At 65.0% G+C, this 15,130-nt stretch carries 15 protein-coding genes and 1 pseudogene; 7 read left to right on the forward strand and 9 right to left on the reverse strand.

Features of this window, described 5'->3' with window-relative positions; all coding sequences use genetic code 11:
- The first annotated feature begins 105 nt into the window (after window positions 1–105).
- Window positions 106–291, forward strand: coding sequence for a hypothetical protein (locus QA649_RS25205; protein WP_061026783.1), 186 nt, complete (start codon window positions 106–108; stop codon window positions 289–291).
- 20 nt (window positions 292–311) lie between these two features.
- Window positions 312–1,082: a glucose 1-dehydrogenase gene (locus QA649_RS25210; RefSeq protein ID WP_283019564.1), complete on the forward strand. Its 771-nt coding sequence runs from the start codon at window positions 312–314 to the stop codon at window positions 1,080–1,082.
- A gap of 97 nt (window positions 1,083–1,179) precedes the next feature.
- Here QA649_RS25210 and QA649_RS25215 read toward each other — a convergent pair whose 3' ends face one another.
- Both QA649_RS25215 and QA649_RS25220 read right to left on the reverse strand, forming a co-directional pair.
- Window positions 1,180–1,941, reverse strand: coding sequence for an outer membrane beta-barrel protein (locus QA649_RS25215; protein ID WP_283019565.1), 762 nt, complete (start codon window positions 1,939–1,941; stop codon window positions 1,180–1,182).
- A gap of 180 nt (window positions 1,942–2,121) precedes the next feature.
- Window positions 2,122–3,294 (reverse strand): FAD-dependent oxidoreductase, encoded by a 1,173-nt coding sequence (locus QA649_RS25220; protein WP_283026092.1) that lies wholly within the window; start codon window positions 3,292–3,294, stop codon window positions 2,122–2,124.
- A 180-nt stretch (window positions 3,295–3,474) separates the two neighbouring features.
- Between QA649_RS25220 and QA649_RS25225 the strand changes: the two genes are divergently transcribed.
- Window positions 3,475–3,759, forward strand: coding sequence for a hypothetical protein (locus QA649_RS25225; RefSeq protein WP_283019567.1), 285 nt, complete (start codon window positions 3,475–3,477; stop codon window positions 3,757–3,759).
- Window positions 3,760–3,792: 33 nt separating this feature from the next.
- Here QA649_RS25225 and QA649_RS25230 read toward each other — a convergent pair whose 3' ends face one another.
- Window positions 3,793–5,307 (reverse strand): caspase family protein, encoded by a 1,515-nt coding sequence (locus tag QA649_RS25230; protein ID WP_283019568.1) that lies wholly within the window; start codon window positions 5,305–5,307, stop codon window positions 3,793–3,795.
- A 187-nt stretch (window positions 5,308–5,494) separates the two neighbouring features.
- Here QA649_RS25230 and QA649_RS25235 point away from each other — a divergent pair, with 187 nt between their 5' ends.
- The 4 genes and pseudogenes from QA649_RS25235 to fabA all read left to right on the forward strand — a co-directional run bounded on the left by QA649_RS25235 (window position 5,495) and on the right by fabA (window position 10,251).
- A complete protein-coding gene (locus QA649_RS25235) occupies window positions 5,495–6,481 on the forward strand; it encodes a helix-turn-helix transcriptional regulator (protein ID WP_283019569.1) in 987 nt (328 codons plus the stop codon).
- A gap of 300 nt (window positions 6,482–6,781) precedes the next feature.
- Window positions 6,782–8,299, forward strand: coding sequence for a DEAD/DEAH box helicase (locus tag QA649_RS25240; protein WP_283019570.1), 1,518 nt, complete (start codon window positions 6,782–6,784; stop codon window positions 8,297–8,299).
- Between the two features lie 163 nt (window positions 8,300–8,462).
- On the forward strand, window positions 8,463–9,530 hold the full coding sequence (locus QA649_RS25245; RefSeq protein ID WP_283019571.1) for a GGDEF domain-containing protein: 1,068 nt from the start codon (window positions 8,463–8,465) through the stop codon (window positions 9,528–9,530).
- Window positions 9,531–9,856: 326 nt separating this feature from the next.
- Window positions 9,857–10,251, forward strand: a pseudogene (fabA, locus tag QA649_RS25250) (bifunctional 3-hydroxydecanoyl-ACP dehydratase/trans-2-decenoyl-ACP isomerase).
- Between the two features lie 98 nt (window positions 10,252–10,349).
- Here the strand turns inward: fabA and QA649_RS25255 are convergent.
- The 6 genes from QA649_RS25255 to sufC form a co-directional block, all read right to left on the reverse strand.
- A complete protein-coding gene (locus tag QA649_RS25255) occupies window positions 10,350–10,784 on the reverse strand; it encodes a TfoX/Sxy family protein (RefSeq protein ID WP_283019572.1) in 435 nt (144 codons plus the stop codon).
- Between the two features lie 181 nt (window positions 10,785–10,965).
- Window positions 10,966–11,364: an iron-sulfur cluster assembly accessory protein gene (locus QA649_RS25260; protein ID WP_026311794.1), complete on the reverse strand. Its 399-nt coding sequence runs from the start codon at window positions 11,362–11,364 to the stop codon at window positions 10,966–10,968.
- 49 nt (window positions 11,365–11,413) lie between these two features.
- The gene (locus QA649_RS25265) at window positions 11,414–11,785 is read right to left on the reverse strand and encodes an SUF system Fe-S cluster assembly protein (RefSeq protein ID WP_018641712.1); all 372 of its coding nucleotides are present in this window, start codon (window positions 11,783–11,785) and stop codon (window positions 11,414–11,416) included.
- Window positions 11,782–13,029, reverse strand: a complete 1,248-nt coding sequence (locus QA649_RS25270) for a cysteine desulfurase (protein WP_283019573.1) — start codon at window positions 13,027–13,029, stop codon at window positions 11,782–11,784. Before QA649_RS25270 ends, QA649_RS25265 begins: the two co-directional genes overlap by 4 nt.
- Window positions 13,026–14,348 (reverse strand): Fe-S cluster assembly protein SufD, encoded by a 1,323-nt coding sequence (sufD, locus tag QA649_RS25275; protein WP_283019574.1) that lies wholly within the window; start codon window positions 14,346–14,348, stop codon window positions 13,026–13,028. The genes QA649_RS25270 and sufD overlap by 4 nt, the downstream gene beginning before the upstream one ends.
- Before the next feature lie 11 nt (window positions 14,349–14,359).
- The gene (sufC, locus tag QA649_RS25280; RefSeq protein WP_018641709.1) at window positions 14,360–15,112 is read right to left on the reverse strand and encodes a Fe-S cluster assembly ATPase SufC; all 753 of its coding nucleotides are present in this window, start codon (window positions 15,110–15,112) and stop codon (window positions 14,360–14,362) included.
- Between the last annotated feature and the right edge of the window lie 18 nt (window positions 15,113–15,130).

The raw sequence follows: 15,130 nt of genomic DNA on the forward strand, positions 1-15,130 counted from the left end.
TGTCTCCGAACCGAAGCTACGGCTAGTCTGGCACCAAGCTTTCGTGGCTGCGGTCATCGTTGATGCCGTGGACCGCGACAGAACCAGACCGACGGGAGGGAATGCATGCGCAGATTTCTGCTTGTGGCAGGCCTGTTTGCGACTGCCGTCGGCCTGCTCTGGATCGGACAGGGCACAGGCACCATTCCCTGGCCGCGATCGAGCTTCATGGTCAACCAGTTGCAATGGGCCGGCTATGGCGCAGCCATGGCCGGGTTCGGACTGGTGCTGATCTGGCAGAGCAACCAATAGAAGAAACCAGGGAATACAGCATGACATCCAACCGGTTCGATCTTCGCGGCAAGGTCGCGGTCGTCACAGGAGGCAATGGCGGCATCGGGCTTGGCCTGGCGCACGGACTTGCCGATGCCGGCGCCGATATCGCCGTGGTCGGACGCAACGAAGCCAAGTCGGCCGCGGCCGTTGCCGATCTCAGGCAGCGTGGCGTGAAGGCGATTGCCGTCGCCACCGACGTCACCGACAAGGCGGCGGTCGCCGCCATGATCGACCGCGTCCTCAAGGAATTCGGCCGCATCGACATCCTCATCAACAACGCCGGCATGAGCATCCGCAAGCCGCCGCACGAGCTCGAGCTCGACGAGTGGAACAAGGTGATCGACACCAACCTCACCAGCGCCTTCGTGTGCTCGAAGCTGGCCTATCCGGCGCTGAAGGCCTCCGGCAACGGCAAGGTGATCAATATCGGCTCGATGATGTCGATCTTCGGCGCGAGCTTTGCGACCGCCTATGCGGCGAGCAAGGGCGGCATCGTGCAGTACACGCGCGCCTGCGCCAATGCCTGGGCACCCGACAACATCCAGGTCAACGCCATCCTGCCGGGCTGGATCGACACCGACCTCACCCGCGGCGCGCGGCAACAGGTGGCCGGATTGCACGAGCGCGTGCTGGCGCGCACGCCTGCCGGCCGCTGGGGCGACATCGACGACTTCGCAGGCATCGCGGTGTTCCTTGCTTCGCCGGCGTCCAACTTCGTCACGGGCACTGCGATCCCTGTCGATGGCGGATTCTCGGTGATGGCCTGAGACACGCACTCAGTGCAGGCAAAAAAGAAGCCCCGGCGATGCCGGGGCTTTGAATTTGGCAGTGATCGTCTTCTTTTGCTGATTGGTCGTTCGTTGCTCAGTAGCGCCCGATGACCGGTGCGTCGAACTTGTAGCTCGCACGCACGACGGCCCACTGTATGTCGCGCGGCTTGGCATCGAAGGTGTAGTTACCCGCGAGGCCGCCGAGCTGATAGGTCTGGCTGCCGAAGGCCGCGTAGTTGTATTCGAGGCCGACGATCCAGTTGCGGGTCACGCCGTACTCCCAGCCGGCGCCGACGGTCCAGCCATTGGCCCAGTGAGTCTGACCGCCCGTCGCCGTCACAACCGGATCGGTGACCGAGAGCCGGTTGTTGACGCCCGCGTAGCCGCCCCTGATGTAGAAGAGGTTGTTCTGCACGGCGAAGCCGGCGCGACCGACGACCGTCACCAGTACATTGGCGCGCCAGGAGAACACGTCGTTCGCCGGAGCGAAGGCGGTGTTCACGACCGTGCCCTTGTTGTCGAGGCCGGAGATGGTGCCTTCCATGCCGAACACGTAGTTGTTGGCCTGCCAGTTGTAGCCGATCTGGGCGCCGCCCATGATTCCGGATCCGCGCTGACGATAGCCCTCGCCCGGAAGCAAATCGCCGAACGCCGCGCCAGTGCCGTTGTTGATGAACTGCTCGTTGGTCCATGCGCCGCCGATGTGGCCGCCGACATAGAAACCGGTCCAGTTGAACAGCGGCTCGACATAGGCGGGCGCCTTCGTGTAGCGCGCACCGAGATCGGCGGCGGACGCGGCGCCGGTCGAAACCAGAGCGCTCGTGCAGGCGAAGGCAGCAATCAACTTGTTACGCATGGTACACCCCGTGTCCTTTGATGGGCGCACGCTCACACGCAACTCTTACTCAAATTTGAATCAAGAAAGTTAAGACGCCGGATTGGCAAATTGCGGCTCGTGAATCCGCGCGTGCTGTTGCAGGCACGCAACGCATCACGCGCGATTTAACGCGACATTATCCCTACCGAATTGCAGCGCTCACGATGCCGGCGCGGCCTTCGACTGCACGTGCTCGGGCCGCACACCGAGCCCGATCAGCCGCGCCGGAATGCCCTGCAGCCACGGCAGCGCGGTGATGAGGCGCACGATCAGCGGCACCTTCAGCGGACGCTCGCCGCTCTGCAAGGCGCCGCTGATGATGTTGTTCTGCACGACCATCTGCATGCGTTGCGTCATCCTCACCGGAAACTCGCGCCGGCGGCGCACGGCGTCGAGCTCATCCTCGGTCGGGCAGCCGCGCTGGAGCTTGTCCGCGAGCAGATTGGCAGTTGCGACCGCGTCCTGCACGGCGAGATTGACGCCGACGCCGCCGACCGGCGACATCGCATGCGCGGCATCGCCGATGAGAAGCAGGCCAGGCTGCGTCCAGCGCTTGAGGCGGTTGATCGCGACTGTGAGCAGCTTGACGTCGTCAAAGCTCTTCACCTCGGCAATGCCGGACCTGAGGATCGGTGCCATGCGCACGACGTCGTCGAGCAGCGCCTGCAATCCCCTCGCCTTCACCGCATCGTGCTGCCCCTTGGCGATGACATAGGCGCATTGCCAGTAGTCGCCGCGATCGAAGGTGATCATCATCTTGCCGGGCTCGATGCGCGCAAACAGGTTCTCGGTCTCGTCAGCCTTGCGGCCGGCGCGGAACCACAGCACGTCCATCGGCGCGCCGATCTCCTCGACCTCGAGGCCGGCGCGCTCGCGCACCGTCGAATGCCGGCCGTCGCAGGCGATGGTGAGATCGGCCTCGATGTCGATGATGCCGTCCGGCGTCTTCGCCCGCACGCCGGCGATGGTGTCGCCGCGGCGGATCAGGTCGACGGCTTCGGTCATCATGACCTTGAGCGAGGCGAAGCGCCGGCCCTCTTCGCGCAGGAAATTCAGGAAGTCCCATTGCGGCATGAAGGCGATGAACGGGTACTTGGTGTGCAGCCGGCCGAGATCGGCGATCCGCACCGGCGTGCCGCCGAACAGTCCGTCCATCTTCTGCAAGCGTTGATGCGGCAGCTTCAGGAAGCCGTCGATCAGGCCGAGCTCGTCCATCACCTGAAGCGTCGAGGGATGCACGGTGTCGCCGCGAAAGTCGCGGAAGAAATCCGCGTGCTTCTCCAGCACCACGACGTCGATGCCGGCACGCCCGAGGAGATAGCCGAGCATCATGCCGGCCGGCCCGCCGCCGACGACACAACACCGGACTTTTACGGAGGAACCCGGGTTCAAGGGCCGCCCTCATTTACGACTTAAGTTTTCTGTGCGGTGCAGCAAGCAAGTTTAATTTGCCGCGGTTGCGAATGCCCGTTAGCGTTTCTGCAAAATTCGGTTTGCCTTCAGGAAATTGCAGTGCAGACGATCCTCATACTGCTCGGCGTCTGGATCCTGATCAACGTACTTTTCGTCGTGATCATGATCCCACCACGCAAGCCGCGGACCCCCGACCCGGGCCCGACCGGCACGCTTGCGACGGTGCCCATCAACCAGAACGGCTATCCGTTCGAGGAGCAGGAGAAGCTCCTGCTCCGCCACGTCGTCATCTCGATCGCCATGGGCGCGTTCTTCTCGCTGACGCCCCCGTTGATGGAGGCCGTTGAGTCGATCAAGCGCTTCATCCGGAAGCGACAAGCGTAGCGGAGGCGCGCCCGCCCACTCCCACCGGATCGCTCAATTGTTGCTGCGGTTCGCGGTGCGAAAACTCTTGATCTCCGAGACGCTGCCGTCGCGATAGGTCAGCTCCACCGAGACGAACTGCGTGGCCGGGGCGAGCTTCATGTAGAGCGGCATGCCGGCGCTGATCGCGCTGGGATCGCGCATGTCGCAATTCGGCATCTTCAGCACCTGATTGGGCACGGCGGTGTCGATACCGATGCGCACTTCGCGGATCGCGCAGCGATACGAGACGAGATGCGTGTAATAGACCAATAGCCCGTTGAACTCGCGGAATGACAGCCAGCTCGTCGCAGTCATGTCGAGGATCTTGCGCTGGTCGCGGATCAGCGCGGCCTCGGGATCGAACCTGATCGGGAACGGCCCCTGCATGTCGCCGGCCTGATCGACATAGCGGACCTCGATGGTGCCGGCCACAGCATCAGGCGGCAGCTCGATCGACGGGTTCGGCATCCGCTTGCGCGTGCGCGGATCGAGCGTGTCGATGAAGCCGGTCTCGCGGAAATCGCTGTTGCCTGCCATGCGCCAGGAAATACCGAGCGTCGGATCGGCGAAGGAGAACACCACGCTCCAGCCGCCATTGTGGCGCGAGAAGCTCGCGATCGGCGCGTTGGTGGTTTCCTCCTTCACGCGCGGCACTGACACCGGCGGCAGCGCCGCCACCTTCTGGGGCGGCGGGTCGGCCGGGCGCGCGGCGGCCGCGTCCTTGGCGATGCCGCTCAGGAAAACGTCATCGACCATCTGGTCGAAATAGACCGGCACCTGCTTGTGCCTGACGGTGTCGGCCATCTCGCTGACGAGACGGCGGGTGCGCTGCGCCACCTGCACGAGGTTCTCGCCGGGTTCGAGCAGCTGCTTGGCGAAAGTGCGCGTGAACACCGAATTGGGATTGGCGTCGTCGTTGGACAGGCGATCGAGCGCGGTCTGCCGGGGCCCTGCCGAGAACACAGAGAACACGCCTTCGGGCAGCTGCGTCATCGGCGCGAGCCCGCCGCCGCCGGCAACCGCGCGCGTGCCTGATCGTTCGAACGGATTGTTGCGGCAGGCGTCGAACACCAGGATCGAGGTCCGTGCCTTCTTGTTCTGGAGGCGCTCGACGATACGGTCGGCCAGGATCGAGGCGTCGCGCACCAGCTCTTCCTGTCCTTCCGTCGCCGCCGGCACGTCGGTCGGCAGCAGATAGTTCTGGCCCGCGATCTCGAAACCGTGGCCGGCGTAGAAGAAGAACGCGGTGTCGCCGGGCTCGACGGTCCGGTCGAAGGCGAGCAGCGTCTCGGAGAATTGCTGGCGGCTCTGGTTCTCGGCGACCATCACGGAGAAGCCGAGCTGCTTCAGCGTGTCGCCCATGGTGCGGGCGTCGTTGACCGCCTTGAGCAGCTTCGGCACGTTCTTGTAATCGTTGTTGCCGACGACGAGCGCGACGCGCTTCGCGGCGTGAGCTGGCAGCGCGATGCCGCAAAGGCCAGCCGCGAGGCCGAGGGCCGCCAGAATTCTGAAAAGCCGACGCGTCATCGCTAACATCCCGTTATAGAACGGCCTCGCTGGTCGGAACCCCTGCCGTTGATGTGATAGTCGGCCCAGCCGCAGCGACGGTTCAACAGCGCCTCTTCGGTTCCATCGTCTGGCCTATGGCAGATTCCCTCGGAATCTGCTTCTTCTTAGTTTTCCCGGGCCATCGCACCGGGCGCGAGGGACTGCCGTGTATCGCTGGTGTACCGACGAGGTCGAGCCGCATGACCGCTTCGACTATTGGCGCGAAGTCCGGTCCAAGGGCCTGTTCGGCGTCACCGCCGAACTGGAGCGCGAGCGACGCGCGGACTTCTACGGCGAATTCTCGCTGCGCCAGCTCGGCGGCGCCGGCCTCGTCGAGCTGAAGGCCTCGCACTACACGGTCGAGCGCAGCGCCTCCGACATCGCCCACGCGCCCAGCGACAGCATCTGCGTCTACCAGCAGCTCGGCAGCGGCGGCTGGTTCGGCGGCATGCGCGGCAGCGATTTTTCGATCGCCAATGGCAGCTTCGCCACCAGCCATACCGACCTGCCCTATCGCACCGTCCCGCTCGGGGACGGCGGCTTCCATCTGCGGATCCTGAAGATCCCTGTGAGCAAAATCCCGGCGCAGGACAAGCGGATGCGCGAGCTGTCGGCTCGCACGTTCAACGATCCCGGCCTGGCACCCCTGCTCGGGGCCTGCTTTGCCGATCTCGATGAGGTCGCCGCAGCTGACGACGGGGCCAACGGCGCCCAGGCCTCCTCCTTGGCTCAGGCCTGCCTGGTGCAGGCTCTGGCGCATCTGGCACTGATCGAGCGCGGAATCGTGCGGCCGGGTAGCCGGCTCGGACAGGCTGCCCTGCGGACAGCCCGCCTGTCGCAGGCACGGCGCCTGATCGCGCGCCACCTGCAAGACCCGAACCTCGCGCCGGTAAAGGTCGCCGATCTGCTCGGTGTGTCCGTCCGGCACCTGCATATGCTGTTCGAGGCCGCCGAGAGGAGCTTTTCGCAGACCGTGACCGACGAGCGCCTCAAGCAGAGCCGCCGCCTGATGCGCGAGGCGCCGGACCGGCTGATCGCCGACATCGCGACGTCCTGCGGCTTCGAGAGCCTGGCGACCTATTACCGGGTCTTCAACGCCGCCTACGGCATGGCCCCTGGCGACTTCCGGGCCCAGGGTTCCGAAGGGCATTAGCCGGTCCTCCCGGTGACCGCCGCCCGGCCCAGGATCGAGGCGGAAAACCCCAGCCAGGCCCGGGATTTGGTAAAAACCTCAGGGTTTTTAGGGCCTTCCCGCGCCTGCTCCATTGACTTTGGCCAATTCCCGCCTATGTTCCGGGGCGACGCGGCTCAGATCGAAGAGCGATTCCTGGGCCTTGCGCTTTGTTCGCGTGAGTCAGCACCCCCAGCTTCTTTGAGAGCGCGCCGTTTCGGGGTGGAACGCGACCAGCCTTATTACCCTCGATTCCGAACGGCGGTTTCGACCAGAGGCTCAATGTCCTTTTCAGATCTCGGACTGTCCGAAAAAGTCCTCGCCGCAGTGGCGGCCACCGGTTACACCAACCCCACCCCCATTCAGGAACAGGCGATCCCCCACGTCCTCGCGCGCAAGGACGTGCTCGGCATCGCCCAGACCGGCACCGGCAAGACCGCGGCCTTCGTGCTGCCGATGCTCACCATCCTCGAGAAGGGCAGAGCCCGGGCGCGGATGCCGCGCACGCTGATCCTCGAGCCGACCCGCGAGCTCGCGGCGCAGGTGAAGGAAAACTTCGACCGCTACGGCGCCGGCCAGAAGCTCAACGTCGCCCTCCTGATCGGCGGCGTCTCCTTCGGCGACCAGGATGCCAAGCTGATGCGCGGCGTCGACGTGCTGATCGCAACCCCGGGCCGCCTGCTCGACCATACCGAGCGCGGCGGTCTCCTGCTCACCGGCGTCGAGCTGCTCGTCATCGACGAAGCCGACCGCATGCTGGACATGGGCTTCATTCCCGACATCGAGCGCATCTGCAAGCTCGTCCCCTTCACCCGGCAGACCTTGTTCTTCACTGCGACCATGCCGCCGGAAATCCGGCGCATCACCGAGGCCTTCCTGCACAATCCGCAGAAGGTCGAAGTCTCCCGGCCCGCCACCACCGCCGTCACCGTGACCCAGGCCCAGGTGCCCGCCGGACGCGAAGCGCATGAGAAGCGCGAATTGCTTCGCCGCCTGCTGCGCGAGGCCAAGGATCTCAAGAACGCGATCATCTTCTGCAATCGCAAGCGCGAGGTCGCGATCGTTCACAAATCGCTCCAGAAGCACGGCTTCAGCGTCGGCGCGCTGCATGGCGACATGGACCAGCCGGCCCGCATGGCCGCGCTCGACCAGTTCCGCAAGGGCGAGCTGCCGCTCCTCGTCGCCTCCGACGTCGCCGCCCGCGGCCTCGACATTCCCGAGGTCAGCCACGTCTTCAATTTCGACGTTCCCCACCACGCCGACGACTATGTCCACCGCATCGGCCGCACCGGCCGCGCTGGCCGCACCGGCACCGCGATCTCGATCGTGACGCCGCTCGACCAGAAGTCGATGGTGGCGATCGAGAAGCTGATCGGCCAGAGCATTCCGCGCGCCGAAGGCGATTACGAAGTGCACGCAGAAGCCGGCGATGCGGCCGATCGTCCGCGCGAGCAGCGCGGCCGTGAGCGTTCGCGTGGCGGACGCGGCAAGCCGCAACGCGGCGGCCGCGATCGTGAGCGCAGCCACGAGCCGCGCGAAGCGCGTGGCGAGGCAAGGCACTCGGCGGAAGCACGGCCCGCCGCCGAGGCGAGGCCTGCACGCGAGGCAAGGCCTCCGCGCGAAGCCAGGCCATCATCCGAACCGCGTCATGGTGCGCGGGCGCAGGCCAACAATTCGCATGTGCCGTCGATCGGCCGTCCCGAGCCGCGCCGCCAGCGCGAGGTCGACACCGAGCCGGGCGATCACTCGCACCTGCCGGCGTTCCTGTTGCGGCCGGTTCGCTCCCCCGCAGGCGCCTGAAGCGCGACGCGCTTCCGGCTGGTTGAGACAGACTGCCGCACAATTTTTCAGACGCATTCGTGAACGTATATTTACGGGGCGTTCACAATCGTCCGTTAGCCTACGAACATAATTTAAGCATTGCTGCGGTCGATGGCGCACCGACCGCTGTGGGGTATGTTCCGTGGTCAAGGTTCTCGACGAACACGAACGCACGATGGCGTTCGCCGAAGTGGCGCTCGGCCAGATCCGCTCGCTCCGCCAAACCGCAATCCCCCGCAATTATGAGATCTGGTACGTCTACGCCACCGGCTACAACGCGCCGCTCAACAAGATCGTCAACGAGACGCTGGCGCGCCACGGCAAGCTGACCGAAGCCGATCTCGAGCAGATCTACGAGACCTACCTCTCCCACATCAAGACCACCGACCGCATCGACAAGGTCGGCGCGCGCGTCATCGGCGAGATCGACGACGTGATGCGGGTGCTCAGCGATGCGCTCGGGATGACCGGCTCCTACGATGCCAGCCTGTCGGGCGCATCCGAGAAGCTGTCGTCGGCCAAGAGCCGCGAGCAGATCAAGGCGATCGTCGAGACGCTGATACGTTCGACCAGTGAGATGCGCGAGACCAACAAGGCGCTCGAAGACCGGCTGACGCTGTCGAAGAACGAGATCAGCAATCTCCAGCAGAGCCTCGAGGCGATCCGCGCCGAAAGCCTGACCGACCCGCTCACGGGCCTCGGCAACCGCAAATATTTCGACCGCATGATCGGCATGGCGGTACAGAGTGCGCTCGCCTCGGGCGAACCGCTGTCGCTGCTGTTGTTCGACATCGATCACTTCAAGTCGTTCAACGATTCCTACGGCCATCTCACCGGCGACCAGGTGCTGCGGCTCGTCGGCCTGTCGCTGAAGCAGACCATCAAGGGCCAGGACATCACCGCCCGTTACGGCGGCGAGGAATTCGCGGTGGTGCTGCCCAACACCGCGCTGCGCCAGGCCCTCACCGTCGCCGATCACATCCGCCGCGCGGTGATGGCGAAGGAATTGAAGAAGAAATCGACCGGCGAGATTCTCGGCCGCGTCACCATCTCCGTCGGCGTTTCCATGCTCAAGCAGGGCGACGACACCGACGCGCTGATCGAGCGTGCGGACGCCTGCCTCTACGCCGCCAAGCGCAACGGCCGCAACCGCGTGATCTGCGAAGCCGATCCGGAATTCGCGGTCGAGAGCCACAGCCGGGTGGCATAGGTTTTCAGCAACTGCCGTAGGGTGGGCAAAGGCGCGCAGCGCCGTGCCCACCAGCAATGCCTCCGATGGAGCGATGTCCGTTGGTGGGCACGCTTCCCTTTGCCCACCCTACGGCGCCGCCGCTTGACATTCTTCCAGGGCGAACAACTTCTGAGGCTGCAATTTCGGCCCCCCGCACCCGCCCGCGAGGACTTGTCGCCGTGCCCAATCCCCATGACTTCCATACGCCGCAACCGTCGTACACCAGAGACGAGCTGCTGAGATCGAGCGAAGGCGGCTACTTCGGCCCGGGCAATGCGCAATTGCCGGCCCCGCCGATGCTGATGATGGACCGCATCACCGAGATCAGCCTCGACGGCGGCGAATTCGGCAAGGGCCATATCGTCGGCGAACTGGGATCACGCCAGGCCACTGGTTCTTCGATTGCCATTTTCGCGGTGACGCGATGATGCCGCCTTCTCTGGGCCTCGACGCCATGTGGCAGATGGTCGGCTATTGGCTCGGCTGGCCGGGCAAGGGCCGCGCCATCGGCGTCGGCGACGTGGAGTGCACGGGCACGATCACGCCCGACACAAAGAGCGTGCGCTACGAAGTCGCGATGCGCATGGTCCGGCGCGGCAAACTGGTGCTCGGGATCGCCGACGGCCGCGTGCTTGCGGACGGCGTCTGCGTCTTCACGGCCAAGGACATGAGGGTCGGCCTGACAAAGGCCGCGGACTAATTCTCAGGTCCCGTAGGGTGGGCAAAGGCGCATCGCGCCGTGCCCACGACTTCTCGCGATGACAATCCTAATCGTGGGCACACTCCGCTTTGCTCACCCTACCGCACCGTCTTCTTGGCTGCCTTGTGGGCCGACCGCTTCTTGGCTGCAGCCTTCTTCGGCGCCGCCTTCTTCGCAGGCTTGCTCGCCGCCTTCTTCCCCTTCGGGCGCTTCTTCACCTTGGCGCGCTGGGCGGCGGCGAGCGCCGCCCTAGCCCATTGCGCCAGCTCTGCGGAATCGTCGAACAGGCGTGCCGGCAACTCCCAGTAGGAGTTGACCACCACGGTCTTGGCGCGGGTCGCGTACTGGAACGGTTTTGAACCTTCGGCTTCAAAATCCGGGATGGTCACCTCGTCGGCGCGGAAGAACAGGCCGGCGCGCAGCGACAGGGCAAAGTTGGTGCCGTCGGCGGAGATGCCGTAGCCGGAGAACATCTTTCGGATGGTGACGGGACCGAAATCGGCGAACAGGTCGATCAGGAATTCGCGGTCCATGGCCGAAGTCTCTCCGCAGGGTCGTCCCGGCGCAGGCCGGGACCCGTACCCCCAGGTGGGAGTTTAGCGAAGATCAGAAGTTGCGCCACGCGGTACGGATACCTCCCATGATCGAGGCATCACGCGGTATGGGTCCCGGCCTGCGCCGGGACGACAGCGGTGTGATTGGAAAGAGCCGGGCTTACCCGTCGATCTTCGCCGGCCGCAGCTCGACCGACTCGCCGCAGCCGCAGGCGGAGACCTGGTTGGGGTTGTTGAAGACGAACTGGGCCTGCATCTTGTCGGCCTTGTAGTCCATCTCGGTGCCGAGCAGGAACAGCACGGCCTTGGGATCGACCAGGATCTTGACGCCCTTGTCCTCGACGACCTCGTCGGTCGGGCGGATCTCGTGGGCGTATTCGACCGTGTAGGACTGACCGGCGCAACCGCCGTTCTTCACGCCGACGCGCAGGCCCACGATCTCGGAATCGGCGCGCTGGGTCAGCTCGGTGATGCGCTGGGCAGCGGCATCCGTCAGCCGCATCACCTGCGGGCGCGGCCGCCGGGGTTTTGGTGAGGATGCTGGTGTTGCCTGGGTCATGTTATTTATGTGGTCCGTTGCAGAACGAATTCAATGCGCGTTGAGACCGTCACCACATGTTGAGCACGAGGCGAGCCTCGTCGCTCATGCGCTCGGGCGACCACGGCGGCTCCCAGACGACCTTGACGTCCACGACGCCGACGCCGGGGACGCTGGCGACCGCGTTCTCGACCATGGTCGGCAGCTCGCCGGCGGCCGGACAGTTCGGCGTCGTCAGCGTCATCTGCACGTCGACGGAGCGGTCGTCCTTGATCTCGACCTTGTAGATCAGGCCAAGCTCGTAGATGTCGGCGGGGATTTCCGGGTCGAACACGGTCTTGAGCCCGGCAATGATCTCGCGGGTCAACCGCTCGGTCTCCTCCGGCGGCAGAGCCGAATGGGTCTCCATCGGATTGGCTTTGATTTCGGCCGTGTCACTCATGCGAACAAATCCCGCGCCTTCAGCAGCGCCTGTGCCAGATGATCGACTTCTTCCCGCGTATTATACATGCCGAACGAGGCCCGGCATGTGGCCGTGACGTTGAACCGCTCTAAAAGCGGCATGACGCAATGGGTGCCGGCGCGCACCGCGATGCCCTGGCGGTCGATCACGGTCGCGACGTCGTGGGCATGGGCACCCTTGAGCTCGAACGAGATCACCGGGCCCTTGCCGCGCGCCGTGCCGATCAGCCGCAGCGAGTTGATCTCGCGCAAGCGATCCTGGGCGTAGGTGACGAGATCGTGCTCGTGCGCGGCGATGCGCTCCTTGCCGATCGAATTGACGTAGTCGATGGCCGCACCAAGGCCGACGGCCTCGACGATCGCGGGCGTACCGGCCTCGAACTTGTGCGGCGGATCGCCATAGGTGACGACCTCGCGCGACACTTCGCGGATCATCTCGCCGCCACCGTTGAAGGGACGCATTGCGACCAGGTGATCGTACTTGGCCCAGAGCACGCCGATGCCGGTCGGACCATAGACCTTGTGACCGGTGAAGACGTAAAAATCGCAGCCGATGTCCTGGACGTCGACCGGAATATGCACCGCGCCCTGGCTGCCGTCGACCAGCACGGGAATGCCGCGGGCATGGGCGATTCTGACGACGTCCTTGACCGGCACGATGGTGCCGAGCGCATTCGACATCTGCGTGATCGCAACCAGCTTGGTCTTCGACGTCAGCAGCTTCTCGAACTCGTCGATGAGGAAATTACCCTCGTCGTCGACCGGCGCCCACTTGATCACGGCGCCCTGGCGTTCCCTGAGGAAGTGCCACGGCACGATGTTGGAATGGTGCTCCATGATCGAGATGACGATCTCGTCGCCGTCACCGATGTTCGGACCGCCCCAGGACGAGGCGACCAGATTGATCGCCTCAGTCGCGTTGCGGGTAAAAATCACTTCCTCGGTGCGCGACGCATTGATGAACTGCGCGACCTTGGCGCGGCCGCCCTCATAGGCTTCCGTTGCGGCATTGGCGAGGTAGTGCAGGCCGCGATGCACGTTGGCGTATTCGCTCGTATAGGCCTGCGTCATGCGATCGAGCACAGACTGCGGCTTCTGCGCAGAGGCAGCGTTGTCGAGATAGACGAGCGGCTTGCCGTAAACTTGCATCGCGAGCGCCGGAAAGTCCTGGCGCACGCGCGCGACGTCATAGGCGCCGTTCTTGACCGCCGGATGCGTGCTCATGACCGCCGCTCCAGCCAGCGCTCGGCGATGCCGATCACGTGCTCGCGCAGACCGTCATCGGCGATCTGCTCGATGGCCTCGCCGACGAAGGCCTGGATCAGCAGCGCCTGGGCCTGCTTCTCCGGCAGGCCGCGCGCCTTCAGATAGAACAAGAGGCTGTCGTCCAGCGCGCCGGCGGTGGCACCGTGGCCGCAGGAGACGTCGTCGGCAAAGATTTCCAGCTCGGGCTTGTTGTCCGCCTCGGCCTCGTCCGAGAGCAGAAGCGCACGGGTCATCATCTTGCCGTCGGTCTTCTGCGCGTCGGGACGGACGATGATGCGGCCCTGGAACACCGAATGGGCGCGATCGTCGATCACGGCGCGGAAGGTCTCGCGGCTGACGCAGTTCGGCACCGCATGGTCGACCACCAGCGTGGTGTCGCCATGCTCCGTCTTCTGCAGCAGGTTCACGCCATTGGCCGAGAGCTCGCTGCCCTCGCCCGAGAACGTAATGAAGCCCTGCAGGCGGCTGACCGCCGCGCCGGTCGTCATGTTGAAGAAGTTCAACTTCACATTGGCGCCGACAGTGACGAAGTGCGACGAGACGTTCACCGCATCGGGCGCATCGTCCATCAGGCGGATATGCGCGATGTCGGCGTCGTCGCCGACCCAGAGGATCACCGCATCGTTGACCTGGTAGCCGCCGGCCTTTCCGGCTGCGACGAAGCTCTCTACGACAGTGGCGCGCACGCCTTTGCCAATCCGCAGATGCGAGCGGGTGAACGCGGACGCACCCGCCGCGGTCGCGACATGAATGACCTGGATCGGCGCAGACAAATGGGTGCCGTCAGCCACCGAGACCACGACGCCGTCCGTCGCCATGGCCGCATTGAGCGAGATGACCGCATCGGTCGACGCAGTCTGGAGGAGATCGCCGGCGGCGGGATTGGCTTCGTTCGCCAGGACCTCACGCAGCGTCTTGACGCTGATCTCGGACGCGAGCGCCTTCAGGTCAGACAGATCGGCCGCGAACACGCCGTCGACCAGCACCAGCTTGCGGGCGTCCGCGATCGCATGCGCCTTGACCGCCTCCGCGGCGCGCTTCAGCGCGGCGGCATCGGGACTGGCCGCCAGCGGCAGCACCTCGCCGACCAGCGCGCGGAGATCGGTGTATTTCCATTCCTCGATCCGGCGGTGCGGCAGGCCGAGACGCTCATAGGTCTCGAACGCCTCGCGGCGCACCGCGATCACGGACGGCGAACCCGGCAGGCGGCCTTCGGCGCTGGCGAAGAGATCGCTCACCGCGCGGCCGTTCCCGGTCTTTGCCACAGCAACGTTCATCGCAAAATTCCTTACGCGGCATCCTCGAACTGGGCGTAGCCGGACGCTTCCAGCTCCAGCGCCAGATCCTTGCCGCCGCTCTTCACGACACGGCCCTTCGACATCACGTGCACGAAATCGGGCACGATGTAGTTCAGCAGCCGCTGATAGTGGGTGATGACGACCATCGCACGCCCCGGCGAGCGCAGCGCGTTGACGCCGTCCGCCGCGATGCGCAGCGCGTCGATGTCGAGGCCGGAATCCATCTCGTCGAGGATGCACAGGCTGGGCTCGAACAGTGCCATCTGCAGCACCTCGTTGCGCTTCTTCTCGCCGCCGGAGAAGCCGACGTTCACGCCACGCTTGAGCATGTCCTGCGGGATGTTCAGCGACTTCGAGACTTCGCGCACCTTCTTCAGGAAATCCGGGGTCGAATATTCGCTCTCGCCGCGCGCCTTGCGCTGCGCGTTCAGCGCGGTGCGCAGGAACGTCATGGTGGCGACGCCGGGAATCTCGACCGGATACTGGAACGCCAGGAACACGCCCTTGGCGGCGCGCTCGTCCGGATCCATCTCGAGGAGGTCCTCGCCCTTGAACAGGATCTGGCCGTCGGTGACCTCGTAGCCGGGCTTGCCGGCGATGACGTGCGAGAGCGTCGACTTGCCGGAGCCGTTCGGCCCCATGATCGCGTGCACCTCGCCCTCGTTCACGGTCAGCGTCAGCCCGTGGAGGATCTCACGCTCCTCGACACGAACCTTCAGGTCTTTCACTTCAAGCAAAGCCATCTTGGTATCCAGTCTATT

The organism is Bradyrhizobium sp. CB1717, from assembly GCF_029714325.1.
Classification (GTDB): Bacteria; Pseudomonadota; Alphaproteobacteria; order Rhizobiales; family Xanthobacteraceae; genus Bradyrhizobium.

Bases quoted from the DNA above. Each gene is read 5' to 3' on its own strand.
- QA649_RS25205 (WP_061026783.1), top strand. From the start codon at position 106: ATGCGCAGATTTCTGCTTGTGGCAGGCCTGTTTGCGACTGCCGTCGGC.
- QA649_RS25210 (WP_283019564.1), top strand. From the start codon at position 312: ATGACATCCAACCGGTTCGATCTTCGCGGCAAGGTCGCGGTCGTCACA.
- QA649_RS25215 (WP_283019565.1), bottom strand. From the start codon at position 1,941: ATGCGTAACAAGTTGATTGCTGCCTTCGCCTGCACGAGCGCTCTGGTT.
- QA649_RS25220 (WP_283026092.1), bottom strand. From the start codon at position 3,294: ATGATGCTCGGCTATCTCCTCGGGCGTGCCGGCATCGACGTCGTGGTG.
- QA649_RS25230 (WP_283019568.1), bottom strand. From the start codon at position 5,307: ATGACGCGTCGGCTTTTCAGAATTCTGGCGGCCCTCGGCCTCGCGGCT.
- QA649_RS25240 (WP_283019570.1), top strand. From the start codon at position 6,782: ATGTCCTTTTCAGATCTCGGACTGTCCGAAAAAGTCCTCGCCGCAGTG.
- QA649_RS25255 (WP_283019572.1), bottom strand. From the start codon at position 10,784: ATGGACCGCGAATTCCTGATCGACCTGTTCGCCGATTTCGGTCCCGTC.
- QA649_RS25260 (WP_026311794.1), bottom strand. From the start codon at position 11,364: ATGACCCAGGCAACACCAGCATCCTCACCAAAACCCCGGCGGCCGCGC.
- QA649_RS25265 (WP_018641712.1), bottom strand. From the start codon at position 11,785: ATGAGTGACACGGCCGAAATCAAAGCCAATCCGATGGAGACCCATTCG.
- QA649_RS25270 (WP_283019573.1), bottom strand. From the start codon at position 13,029: ATGAGCACGCATCCGGCGGTCAAGAACGGCGCCTATGACGTCGCGCGC.
- sufD (WP_283019574.1), bottom strand. From the start codon at position 14,348: ATGAACGTTGCTGTGGCAAAGACCGGGAACGGCCGCGCGGTGAGCGAT.
- sufC (WP_018641709.1), bottom strand. From the start codon at position 15,112: ATGGCTTTGCTTGAAGTGAAAGACCTGAAGGTTCGTGTCGAGGAGCGT.